Below are 11,754 nucleotides of genomic sequence, written 5' to 3' on the forward strand. Positions count from 1 at the left end.
AATGGACCTTCAAGGCTTTCTTCAACAGCAAGCGCCGGACTACGCCGATACCCAGGCGCTAGGCCGGTGCCTGCGGGCGATCGTCGAGGCGGGTCTTGATCAGTTGCCCTTGCCCGGCGATGGCCAGACCCTGGCGCGGTTCCAGCGTCTGGCCGAGGTCGGTGGGCATGACCTGGGGTTGTGCAAGTTATACGAAGGCCATACCGACGCGCTGGCGATCATCCAGCAACTCGGGGGGTCGCCGACCCCGGCCAGCACTTGGGGCATGTGGGCGGCCGAACCGCCCCAGGCCAAGGTTCGGCTCAGCCCTTCGGGGCATATGGTTTCGCTCAACGGGCGCAAGGCCTGGTGTTCGGGCGCGGCGGTGCTCAGCCATGCCTTGCTCACGGCGTGGGATGAACAGGACCGGCAGCAATTGGTCGCGGTGGCGCTGGATCAACCCGGCGTCAACGTCACGACGCAGGGCTGGCAAGCGGTGGGCATGGGCGCCACCGGCAGCGTGGAGGTGGTGTTCGAAGGGGCCGAGGCGCAAGCCATCGGCAACCCCGGCGACTACTTGCAGCGGCCGGGGTTCTGGCAAGGCGGGATCGGCATTGCCGCGTGCTGGTACGGCGCGGCCCAGAGTATCGCCGAGCGTTTGCGCCGGCACTGCGCACAACGCCCGGAACCCCATGCTTTGGCACACCTCGGCGCGGTCGACAGTGCCTTGCACGCAGCGGCGCAAGTGTTGCGGGCCAGTGCCTTGACCATCGATGCCAATCCCCTGGATAACGCCGAAGTGCTCGCTCGACGCGCCCGTGCGGTGGTCGAGCACAGCGTCGAGCAGGTCATCCGGCACGTCGGCCATGCCCTCGGCGCCGGGCCTTTTTGCAAGGATCGGCAGTTCGCCCAATTGATGGCGGATCTGCCGGTGTTCCTGCGCCAAAGCCACGCCGAACGGGATCTCGCCGCCCTCGGCGAACAGGTCGTCAGCGGAGGTTGGGCGCTATGAAAGCCAACCCCATCGTCGGCCAAGGCACGCCCCTGCACCTGTGGCAAAGCTCGCGACACCTGGCGCAAGTGCCGGTGATCGACATCCTCGACCTGGTGCCCGAAGGTTCCCGCGCCGTGATCATCGCCCCACACCCGGACGATGAAGTGCTCGGTTGCGGCGGCTTGCTGCAACTGCTCGCCGACGCGGGCCGGGCCTTGCAACTGATCTCGGTCACCGACGGCAGCGCCAGTCACCCCGGCTCCCGGCGTTGGCCCGTGGAGCGCCTGAGCGCCGTGCGGCCGCAGGAATCCGCCGAAGCCTTGCGCCGACTCGGCCTGCCGGTGCACAGCCTGGAATGGTTGCGTGGCGGGTTTGCCGACAGTCAGGTCGCGGCGCGGGAAGTCGAGCTGATTGCGTTCATCGAACGGCATTTGCAGCCCGACGACGTGGTCTTCACCACCTGGCGCGAGGACGGCCATTGCGACCACGAAGCCGTGGGCCGCGCCAGTGCCGAGGCGGTCAAACGGGTGCGCGCGACGCTGCACGAACTGCCGGTCTGGACCTGGCATTGGGCAACCCCGGAAGACCGTGTCGTGCCGTGGCACCGGGCACGCAAGATTCTGCTCGACCCGCCACTGATCGCGCGCAAGCGTCACGCGGTCCAGGCCTTCGCCAGCCAGTTGGAAGGCGACCCGCACATCGGCCTGGCGCCGGTGCTGCCGCCCTACGTGCTGGACCGCTTACTGCAACCGTTCGAAGTGGTGTTTGTATGAGTGTCGAGGATCGCTATTTCGACGGACTGTTTTCCGGCAACGATGACCCTTGGGCGTTTCGCCAACGCTGGTACGAACAGCGCAAACGCGCGATCACCCTCGCTGCCCTGCCCCGGCCCCATTACCGCGCGATCTTCGAGCCCGGCTGTGCCAACGGCGAACTCAGCGCCGAACTGGCCAGCCGCTGCGACCGCCTGCTGTGTTGCGACACCGCGGCCGCCGCCGTCGCCCTGGCCCGCACACGCCTGAGCCTGTTCGACCACGCCGAAGTGCGCCAAAGCCGTTTGCCCGCCGAGTGGCCCGAGGAGAAATTCGACCTGATCGTGATCAGCGAGATCGGCTATTACCTGGACGCCGACGACCTGAAACGCCTGATCGCCAAGGCCGAACAGTCGCTGACGGCGGACGGCCAATTGCTTGCCTGCCACTGGCGCCCGCCCATCGACGGCTGCCCGCTGAATGCCCGTCAGGTGCATGACTTGCTCCACGAACAGTTGCATTTGCCGCGCCTGGTCCTGCACCAGGAAGCGGATTTCCTGTTGGAACTCTGGAGCCGAGAACCCCGCTCCGTGGCGGCTCTGGAGGGCTTGCGATGATTGGAATTCTGATCCCGGCACACAACGAAGAAGACCTGCTCGAACCCTGTATCCGCGCGGCACTGCGGGCCGGCTGCCATGAACGGCTGGAGGGCGAACCGGTGATGGTGCTGGTGGTGCTCGACAGTTGCACCGACCGCTCCGCCTGGATCGTCGAGCAATACCCGGTGCACAGCCTGGCGATCGAGGCGCGCAATGTGGGTCAGGCCCGCGCCGCCGGGGCACGCTATCTGCTGGAACAGGGTGCGCGCTGGATTTCCTGTTCCGACGCCGACAGCCTGGTCGCCAAGGACTGGCTGGTGGCGCAACTGGCCCTGGGCGCCGATGCGGTATGCGGCACGGTCACCGTGGATCAGTGGACCGCTGATTTCGATGAGTCGGCGCAGATTCGCTATCACCAGCATTACCAGGCCCGGGACGGTCACCGGCACATCCACGGCGCTAACCTGGGCATCAGCGCCGAGGCGTATCAGCGCGCTGGCGGGTTTGAAGCCCTGGCCTGCGATGAAGATGTGCAACTGGTGCGCCAGTTGGAACTCAGCGGGGCGAACATCGCCTGGAGCCATCAACCGCAAGTGCTGACCAGCGCCCGGCTGGACAGCCGTGCACGGGGTGGTTTCGGGGATTTTTTGCGAAACATGGTACAGATTGAATAAAAAAACCGGATCAGATGTAACCGCGAGGCGACGAACAGGGTTGTATGAGCAATACTCTGCTGGCCGCAATCCAGGGTTCGGAGCACGGCACATTGCTATCAACCAGCCTTCACGGGTCTGCCAGGCTTGACGATCAAGCGTTGCACGACTGAGGGCGAGACAGAACAAGGATGTAGCCCATGAAATCGGTTTACCTCAGCGAAAGCAGCCTGCCTTCCCAGATCTGGAACAACGCCCAGCAACTGGACAACATCCCGGTCATCAATACTCAAACCCTGGTCCCCGAAGGCGCACGCGCCGTGGTGATCGCGCCCCATCCGGGCGATGAAGTGGTCATGTGCGGCGGCTTGCTGCAACTGCTGTCCTCCCTCGGCCATCCCCTGCAACTGATCTCGATCACCGACGGCAGCGCCAGCCATCCGGGCTCGCAGCAATGGTCGGAAAAACGCTTGAGCGTGTTCCGCCCCCAGGAAAGTGTCGAGGCCTTGCGCCGCCTCGGCTTGCCGATGCACAGCCTGAAATGGATTCGTGGCGGCTTTACCGATAACGCCCTGGCCGAGCACGAGCAACCGTTGAGTCACTACATTGCGCGCTACCTGCGCCCCGGCGATGTGTTGTTCAGCACCTGGCGTGAAGACGGCACCGATGACCATGACGCCGTTGGCCGGGCCGCCGCCAGGGCTGCGGCGATCGTCGGCGTGGCGTTCTACGAAATGCCGGTCTGGGCCTGGCACTTGCCGACGCGCGACCAGGGGCAGATCCCCTGGCACCGCGCCCGCAAGTTGCGCCTCGACACCTGGACCATCGCCCGCAAAAGCCACGCCACCCATGCCTACGCGAGCCAGCTCGACGGCGAACCGGCCATCGGTATCGCGCCGCTGCTGCCCAAGGCACTGCTCGAGCGGATTCGCCTGCCGTACGAAATCGTGTTCGTCTAAACGCGCCCCGTAGGAGCAAAGCTTGCTCGCGATAGCGATCTCACGGACGCCTTCGCGGGCAAGCCTTGCTCCTACAGAAAATCCGTCTGCCGCGCGAATCGTGTTCGTCTAAACGTGCCCCGTAGGAGCAAAGCTTGCTCGCGATGGCGATCTCACGGACGCCATCGCGGGCAAGCCTTGCTCCTACACAAAATCCCGCTGAACTGCCCGCGCCTCCATCAGTCGCATACTTATGCAGCCTGGATTCAGAGGAGCCAACGTGACCAGCGATTCAGAACACCGCACGCGCACATCGGCGCCCTTGAACACCCCCACCGCCATCCATCGACTGCGCGTGCTGACGGTCAATACCCACAAAGGCTTCACCGCGCTCAATCGCCGTTTCATCCTCCCGGAATTGCGCGAAGCGGTGCGCAGTACCTCGGCGGACCTGGTGTTCCTGCAGGAGGTGATTGGCGAACACGAGCGTCACTCTTCCCGTTACCACGAGTGGCCGCAGATGTCGCAATACGAGTTCCTTGCCGACAGCATGTGGAGTGATTTCGCCTATGGGCGCAACGCGGTCTACCCCGACGGCCATCACGGCAACGCGCTGCTGTCGAAGTACCCGATTCGCGAATTCCGCAACCTCGACGTCTCAATTACCGGTCCCGAACGCCGAGGCTTATTGCACTGTGTACTGGATGTGCCGGGCCACGCCGAAGTCCATGCGATCTGCGTGCACCTGAGCCTGCTCGAAAGTCATCGCCAGTTGCAGCTGCAGTTGCTTTGCCAACTGCTGGAGTCCCTGCCCGACGATGCGCCGGTGATCATCGCCGGCGACTTCAACGACTGGCAGCTGCAAGGCAATGCCGCCCTGGCCCGACGCGATTACCTGCACGAAGCCTTCGAGCGCCATTATGGTCGCCCCGCCAAGACCTACCCGGCGCGCTTCCCGCTGTTGCGCCTGGACCGCATCTACCTGCGCAATGCCAGCAGCCACCACCCGACCATTCTCGGCAACCGGCCCTGGACCCACTTGTCGGACCATTTGCCGTTGGCGGTGGAAGTGCATCTGTGAGTGATGCAAGTCGGTTGAGTACCCTGTGGCGAGGAGCTTGCTCCCTCGCCACAACAAGCCCTCGCCACGATGTCAGGGTTGACAGAACCATTCGTCAGTAGCGCTCCCCTTGGTCAAAGAATGCGACTACACCTTAAAAAAGCTTAAGGACTAGCACATTCAATTCGTTAGGGCCCGTGCCTCACGCAGTTCATGAATTAGGGTTGTTTTACAGTCCGGCGAACCACCAAGGATGACATCCCCCGAAACACGAGAAGGGATTCGCCATGAGTCGCTATGCCTGGCTGCTGCGGACAATGCCGCAGGTCTTCGTTGTTCCTGCTTCACTCCTGATTTTCGTCAGTCCCCTCGCCTCTGGCGCCTGCTCACTGATCGCAGGCCCCGGCAACGATGCCTTCACCTGCGACAGCGGCACCAGCGGTGCCTTGACCGATCTGGCGGGCAACAACAGCCTGACCTTCCCCGCCAACGGCACGGGCCGCATCAATGGCAACGTAACCTTTGGCGCCGGCAGCGACACCTTCGACATGAACTCCGGCACCCTCGCCGGTGCGCTCGATCAGGGTGACGGCAACGACCGCGTGCGCATCAGCGCCGGGCAAATCACCGGCGCCGTGAGCCAAGGCAACGGCATCGATGACTTCGTCATGAGCGGCGGCACGATTCAGTCCCTGGCCCAGGGCGATGGGCGTGACACCTTCCTGATGACCGGCGGCACGATCACCGGCGCCTTCGAGGATGGCGACGTGGCGCGGATGACCGGTGGCACCATCGGCCGGGTCGACATGAAGCTCGACAACAATATTTTCGACCTGTCCGGCGGGCAGATCCTCGGCAACCTGGTGACCGGGTTCGGCACCGACACCATCATCGTTTCCGGTGGCTTCATCGGCGGCAATATCAGCGTCAGCGGCGGCAACGACAGCATCACCGTGACCGGCGGCGAGATCGTCGGTGAAATCCGCGCCAGTGTCGGCGATGACATTTTGAACTGGAGCGGTGGCGGCATTATCCGCTCAGCCATCCTCATGGCCGAAGGTAACGACCGCGCGACTCTGAGCAACCTCGATGAAAGCATCCTCGCCCTCACCCCGAGTATCGACGGCGGAACCGGTAACGACCTGCTGACCTTCGACCACACCGCCACCGCCAACCCCGCCCGCTACATCAACTGGGAAACGGTGAACCTGAGCAACGGCTCGCGATTCGACCTGGCCGGCAACTTCGTCCTGGGCGACAGCGCCAGCGGCACCGGGGCATTCAACATCGATTCCAGCAGCACCCTGACGTCGACTCAGGGCAGCATCACACCGTTCACCGCTGGCCAGTTCGCGACCCTGAACAACGCCGGGGTGATTGACCTGGCCAGCGGCAACACCCGCACCGACGACAGCCTGACCGTCCAGGGCAATTACGCCGGCAATAACGGCCAACTGCGGCTGCAAAGCGTGGTCGGCGACGACAGTTCCCCCAGCGATAAACTGGTGGTGAACAACGGCACCTTGACCGGCAGCACCGTGATCAGCGTCAGCAACCTGGGCGGCGTCGGCGGTTTGACCCAGCAGAACGGCATCCAGCTAGTCCAGGCCCAGGGCACGGCCGTCAGCGATAACAGCGCGTTTGTGCTCAATGGCACGGTGTCGGCGGGCGCCTATGATTACCGTCTGTTCAAGGGCGGCGTCACCGCAGGCACTGAGAACAGTTGGTACCTGCGCTCAGCGGTGGTCGCGCCGGCGGCGGCCTTTAGCATTCCCAATCCCGATCCAGACTTGCCGCCGATTATCGTGCCGGCGGTGGCGACGCCCGTGGCAGCGGCCACGCCGACGATCTTCAGCATTCCCAACCCTGATCCAACCTTGCCGCCGATCCTCGTGGCGGCGGCCGCGACACCCACGGTCATCAGCATTCCCAACGCCGACCCGACCCTGCCACCGACCCTCGTCACCGTGCCCGCCGCACCGGCCGGCAGTTCGCCGCTACCCGTGTTGCCCGCCGCCGTCCCCGGGGCGGCGCCGATTCCCTTGTACCGCCCGGAAGTCCCGACCTGGTCGGTGCTGCCACCGGCCGCCGCGCAATTGACCCTCAGCGCCCTCGGCACCTTCCACGATCGCCAGGGCGAGCAGCGCCTGCTCACCGAGACCGGCGCCTTCAGCGCGGGTTGGGCGCGGGTCTATGGCCGGAATTTCGACCAGACCTGGGCCGGCACCGTGACGCCACGGCTCAACGGTTCGCTGAACGGTTTTCAAGTGGGCAACGATTTGTACAGCGCGCAAACCGACGGCGGGCAAACCCGGCGCACCGGGTTCTTCGTTGGTCACACCCGTTTACAGGGCGATGTCGACGGTTTCAACGAAGGCTTTGAAGGCAAGCGTGCCGGCAGCGTGGAACTGGAAGGCGACAGCTACGGCCTGTACTGGACGCTGACCGATCCCAAAGGCTGGTACGTCGATACAGTGGTCATGGGCACGCGGTTCGACGGCGATAACCGTTCCGAGCGCGGCCTCAAGCTCGACAACCGGGGGCACGCCCTGACGCTGTCGGCAGAGGCCGGCTACCCGATCACCCTGGCCGGCAACTGGGTGGTGGAACCCCAGGCCCAAGTGATTCACCAGAAAATTTCCCTGGACAGTCAGGACGACGGCATTTCCCGGGTGTCCTTCGATTCCGACGGCGCCTGGACCGGTCGCCTCGGTGCGCGCCTCAAGGGTCGTTATGAAGTCAGTGGTCGGCCGCTGGAGCCGTACCTGCGGGCCAATCTGTGGCACACGTTTTCGGGGACCGACACGGTGACGTTCGATCACGTCGACCGGATCGAGAGCGAACAGAAATCCTCCAGCGCCGACCTCGGGATCGGCGTGGTCCTGAGCCTGGATTCCTCCGTCAGTGTGTACGCCAGTGCCGATTACACCCGCAATATTGACAGTAATCCGTTGCGCGGCGTGGTGGGCAATGTCGGCGTCAGGTTGAGTTGGTAGGTGTTTAGCCAACTATCAAAAGCCGCTGGCTTGAGGGTTTCCTGATGATCTTTTGTACAAACAATCACTTATAGACACGCTATAAAACAGACACTTGCAATCGCTAAAATAGCCCTACCATTTATCGGCCATTTTCTTGACGCAAGGTCACAGGTCTTCTTAGCTACACGGTACTACCCCCGGAAATACATCCGGGGCAAACCTTCAGACACCCGCAAAAACGGGCGGCCATAGGCTTGCCTCAATCCATTCGGTCGCCCCTCATTCGGGGTAGGAGAGACGCCCAAGCGAGAAACGGCATGCGTGTGCAAGGTAGGCCTCCATGAAAACCTCATTCACCCCACAAGAGATCAGAATCACTGTTTGCACCGTCTCGAGCACACTGTTGCTGTGTTCATCCATGGATGTACAAGCCGGTCCCGCCGAAGACGACGCCACCCCTTGGTATCGTCAGGAGGTGCCGACATTGACCTTGCCCAATGTCGCCGCCACCTACCCGGGACGCTACACCTTCAACCCGGACTTGCGAAGTTCACACCTGACCATCGAAAACGCCGCACCCACTGCCTGGGATCAGCTCTATGGCCAAGCGTCACGCCAAGCCCAAACCGATGCGCTGTCCGGGAGTTTTGCGAGCCCCGGTATCGACGAATTCAAAGGCCCGGCCATCCTGACCCTGCAAAGCAGCAGCGGTCATGTGCAACGGGTCGGGCTGATCGGGGGCACCAGCCAGTACCAGGGCAATAGCGATGGCTTGTTGACCGGCCGCGCGATGGCCGACCCCGGCAATGACACCCTCAACCTGCAAGGCCAGAGCCTCGGCGCCTACTGGAGCCTGACCGGGCCCCAAGGCTGGCACGTCGACCTGACCGCCAGCGGTGGCCGGGTCAATGGTTACAGCCGCGATGCCCAAGGCATGCGGCAAACCGCCGAGGGCAGCGCGATGACGGTGTCGGTGGAAGGTGGCTTCCCCATCGGCCTGGGCGAGAACTGGGTGGTGGAACCCCAGGCGCAATTGATCAACCAGCGCATTACCCTGGACACGCCCTATGCGGGGGCCAATAACGCGTCTTCCAGCGATCTGACGTCATGGAGCGGCCGGGTCGGTGCGCGGTTGAAAGGCAGTTACGACATCAATGGCCTGCCAGTCGAACCCTATGTGCGGACCAACTTGTGGCACACGGTGTACACCGGCACGACCGTGACCCTGGATCAGGTGGACAAGATCAGCAGCAGTCGCAATTCATCGACGGTGGATGTGGGATTGGGGTTGGTGGCCAGGGTCACGCCCGCCGTCAGCCTGTACGTCAGCGCCGATTACAGCAGTGACGTGGACGACAATGATTTGAATGGGTTGATTGGCAGTCTGGGGGTTCGGATGCGGTGGTGAGGTGATCGTTCCCACGCTCTGCGTGGGAATGCAGCCCGGGACGCTCCGCGTCCCATTGGAACGCGGAGCGTCCCTTGAGGCATTCCCACGCAGAGCGTGGGAACGATCAATTCCGTAGGAGCGAGGCTTGCCCGCGAAGGGAGCGACGCGGTGTTAGAGGATCAACCCTCCGGCCGCAAAATCAACACCGCCAGCGGCGGCAGATTCAACACCAGCGACAACGCCTGGCCGTGGCTCGGCTCTTCCTCGGTAAACGCCCCGCCGCCATTGCCATAGTTGGAACCGGCATAGGTGTCGGCATCGCTGTTGATCAGCTCGGCCCAGCGTCCGGCAAACGGCACGCCGATGCGATAGGCCGGACGCGGCACCGGCGTGAAGTTGGCCACCACCAGCGCCGGCCGACCGTCCTTGCTCCAGCGCATAAAGGCGTAAACGCTGTTGACCGCATCATCGCCGATCAACCACTGGAAGCCTTGCGGCGCATCGTCCTGATCGTGCAGCGCCGGTTCTTCGCGGTACAACCGATTGAGGTCACCGACCAGTTTCTGCACGCCTTTGTGCTCGGAGTACTGCAACAGGTACCAGTCCAGTTGCTGATCGTGATTCCACTCGCGCCACTGGCCGAACTCGCAGCCCATGAACAACAGTTTCTTGCCCGGATGCGCCCACATGAAACTCAGGTAGGCGCGCAGATTCGCGAATTTCTGCCAGCGGTCGCCGGGCATCTTGTCGATCAGCGAATGCTTGCCGTGCACCACTTCATCGTGGGAAATCGGCAGGATAAAACGCTCGGACCACGCATACACCAGGCCGAAACTCAGCTCGTTGTGGTGATGGGCGCGGTACACCGGATCCTGCTGAATGTAATGCAGCGAATCGTGCATCCAGCCCATGTTCCACTTGTAGTCGAAACCGAGGCCACCCTGCTGGGTGTTCTGGCTGACGCCGGGCCACGCGGTGGATTCTTCGGCGATCACCAAGGCACCGGGCGCTTCGAGGTCGACCACGTCATTGAGGTGCCGCAGGAAATCGATGGCTTCCAGGTTTTCGCGACCGCCATGGCGGTTCGGCACCCATTCGCCGGCCTTGCGCGAGTAGTCGCGATAGAGCATCGAGGCCACGGCATCGACCCGCAGGCCATCGACGTGGAAGTGCTTGAGCCAGTGCAGCGCCGAGGCGAGCATGTAGCCGTGCACTTCGGTGCGCCCCAGGTTGTAGATCAACGTGTCCCAATCCTGGTGAAAGCCTTCCATCGGGTTGGCGTATTCATACAACGCCGTGCCGTCGAACTGCGCCAAACCATGGGTATCGGTAGGGAAATGCGCCGGCACCCAATCGAGGATCACACCAATGTCGGCCTGGTGGCAGGCGTTGACGAACGCCGCGAAATCGTCCGGCGAACCGTAACGCGCACTCGGGGCAAATTGCGAGAGCAATTGATAACCCCATGAGCCACCGAACGGATGCTCCATGATCGGCATCAGTTCGATGTGGGTGAACCCCAGCTCCTTCACATACGGAATCAGCCGATCAGCCAATTCGTGCCAGGTGTACTGGCGCGCGACTTCGCCCAGGTCATCCAGCTCGCATTGCCACGAACCGGCGTGCAATTCATAGATCGACAGCGGTGCGCTGGGTTTTTGCTTGTCAGCGCGCGACTGCATCCAGTCGTGGTCCTGCCACTCGATGCTCAGGGGCGCCGCGACTCTCGAGGCGGTGTCCGGCGGCATCTGTGTAGCCAGGGCCATCGGGTCGGCCTTGAGCGGCAAAATGCCCTGGGCGCCGAGGATTTCATATTTGTAGGCCTCCCCCGCTTGCAGGCGCGGGATGAACAACTCCCAGACCCCGGTCGGATGACGCAAGCGCATCGGATGCCGACGGCCGTCCCAGACGTTGAAGTCGCCGACCACTGACACGCGTTTGGCGTTCGGCGCCCACACGGAGAAACGCACGCCATCGACGCCATCGACATTCTTCAACTGCGCGCCAAGGCACGCACTGAGGTCGCGGTGATTGCCCTCGGCGAACAGGTACAAGTCCATTTCACCGAGCAACGGCCCGAAGCTGTAAGGATCTTCCGCCACCTGCTCGCCACCGGCCCAGCGGGTGCGCAGCAGGTACGGCTGCGCGCGGTCGAAATGGCCGACGAACAGCCCCGGCGTCTGGGTGGCTTCAAGGTTGCCCAGCTCTTCGCCGGAATCCTTGGCCAGCACCTGCACGCTCAGAGCGTCCGGCAGATAGGCGCGGATGAATTGCCCGCCCTGGTCATCGCCGTGGGGGCCGAGGATGGAAAACGGGTCGTGGTGTTCGGCGCGTACCAGCGCATCAATGTCTCGCGCCCTGGGTAGCAGCGCTTCTTTATGGTGCCCCTGTTCCTTGTTCGAGAAACTCAT

Annotated in this window: 9 protein-coding genes; 8 read left to right on the forward strand and 1 reads right to left on the reverse strand. The window is 63.2% G+C overall.

Going from position 1 to position 11,754, the window contains the following annotated elements; all coding sequences use genetic code 11:
• Position 1 precedes the first annotated feature (1 nt).
• The 8 genes from ACY4LX_RS19660 to ACY4LX_RS19695 all read left to right on the forward strand — a co-directional run bounded on the left by ACY4LX_RS19660 (position 2) and on the right by ACY4LX_RS19695 (position 9,361).
• Positions 2-991: an acyl-CoA dehydrogenase gene (locus ACY4LX_RS19660; RefSeq protein ID WP_463257523.1), complete on the forward strand. Its 990-nt coding sequence runs from the start codon at positions 2-4 to the stop codon at positions 989-991.
• On the forward strand, positions 988-1,746 hold the full coding sequence (locus ACY4LX_RS19665; protein ID WP_463257524.1) for a PIG-L deacetylase family protein: 759 nt from the start codon (positions 988-990) through the stop codon (positions 1,744-1,746). The genes ACY4LX_RS19660 and ACY4LX_RS19665 overlap by 4 nt, the downstream gene beginning before the upstream one ends.
• Positions 1,743-2,342, forward strand: coding sequence for an SAM-dependent methyltransferase (locus tag ACY4LX_RS19670; RefSeq protein ID WP_149661464.1), 600 nt, complete (start codon positions 1,743-1,745; stop codon positions 2,340-2,342). Before ACY4LX_RS19665 ends, ACY4LX_RS19670 begins: the two co-directional genes overlap by 4 nt.
• Positions 2,339-2,998, forward strand: a complete 660-nt coding sequence (locus tag ACY4LX_RS19675) for a glycosyltransferase family 2 protein (RefSeq protein ID WP_149661465.1) — start codon at positions 2,339-2,341, stop codon at positions 2,996-2,998. Before ACY4LX_RS19670 ends, ACY4LX_RS19675 begins: the two co-directional genes overlap by 4 nt.
• A gap of 179 nt (positions 2,999-3,177) precedes the next feature.
• The gene (locus tag ACY4LX_RS19680; RefSeq protein ID WP_149661466.1) at positions 3,178-3,936 is read left to right on the forward strand and encodes a PIG-L deacetylase family protein; all 759 of its coding nucleotides are present in this window, start codon (positions 3,178-3,180) and stop codon (positions 3,934-3,936) included.
• A gap of 232 nt (positions 3,937-4,168) precedes the next feature.
• Positions 4,169-4,996, forward strand: a complete 828-nt coding sequence (locus ACY4LX_RS19685; RefSeq protein WP_372242367.1) for an endonuclease/exonuclease/phosphatase family protein — start codon at positions 4,169-4,171, stop codon at positions 4,994-4,996.
• A 266-nt stretch (positions 4,997-5,262) separates the two neighbouring features.
• Positions 5,263-7,971: an autotransporter family protein gene (locus tag ACY4LX_RS19690; protein WP_463257525.1), complete on the forward strand. Its 2,709-nt coding sequence runs from the start codon at positions 5,263-5,265 to the stop codon at positions 7,969-7,971.
• Between the two features lie 322 nt (positions 7,972-8,293).
• A complete protein-coding gene (locus tag ACY4LX_RS19695) occupies positions 8,294-9,361 on the forward strand; it encodes an autotransporter domain-containing protein (RefSeq protein WP_463257526.1) in 1,068 nt (355 codons plus the stop codon).
• Between the two features lie 161 nt (positions 9,362-9,522).
• Here ACY4LX_RS19695 and glgB read toward each other — a convergent pair whose 3' ends face one another.
• Entirely contained in the window at positions 9,523-11,754 is a 2,232-nt protein-coding gene (gene glgB, locus ACY4LX_RS19700) for a 1,4-alpha-glucan branching protein GlgB (RefSeq protein ID WP_463257527.1), read from the reverse strand.

This window comes from Pseudomonas sp. Emmai (assembly GCF_055179735.1).

What these genes read in the sequence shown, in the direction of transcription:
- ACY4LX_RS19685 (WP_372242367.1), top strand. Translation starts at nt 4,169, where the DNA reads ATGCAGCCTGGATTCAGAGGAGCCAACGTGACCAGCGATTCAGAACAC.
- ACY4LX_RS19680 (WP_149661466.1), top strand. Translation starts at nt 3,178, where the DNA reads ATGAAATCGGTTTACCTCAGCGAAAGCAGCCTGCCTTCCCAGATCTGG.
- ACY4LX_RS19670 (WP_149661464.1), top strand. Translation starts at nt 1,743, where the DNA reads ATGAGTGTCGAGGATCGCTATTTCGACGGACTGTTTTCCGGCAACGAT.
- ACY4LX_RS19660 (WP_463257523.1), top strand. Translation starts at nt 2, where the DNA reads ATGGACCTTCAAGGCTTTCTTCAACAGCAAGCGCCGGACTACGCCGAT.
- ACY4LX_RS19690 (WP_463257525.1), top strand. Translation starts at nt 5,263, where the DNA reads ATGAGTCGCTATGCCTGGCTGCTGCGGACAATGCCGCAGGTCTTCGTT.
- ACY4LX_RS19675 (WP_149661465.1), top strand. Translation starts at nt 2,339, where the DNA reads ATGATTGGAATTCTGATCCCGGCACACAACGAAGAAGACCTGCTCGAA.
- ACY4LX_RS19665 (WP_463257524.1), top strand. Translation starts at nt 988, where the DNA reads ATGAAAGCCAACCCCATCGTCGGCCAAGGCACGCCCCTGCACCTGTGG.
- ACY4LX_RS19695 (WP_463257526.1), top strand. Translation starts at nt 8,294, where the DNA reads ATGAAAACCTCATTCACCCCACAAGAGATCAGAATCACTGTTTGCACC.
- glgB (WP_463257527.1), bottom strand. Translation starts at nt 11,754, where the DNA reads ATGAGTTTCTCGAACAAGGAACAGGGGCACCATAAAGAAGCGCTGCTA.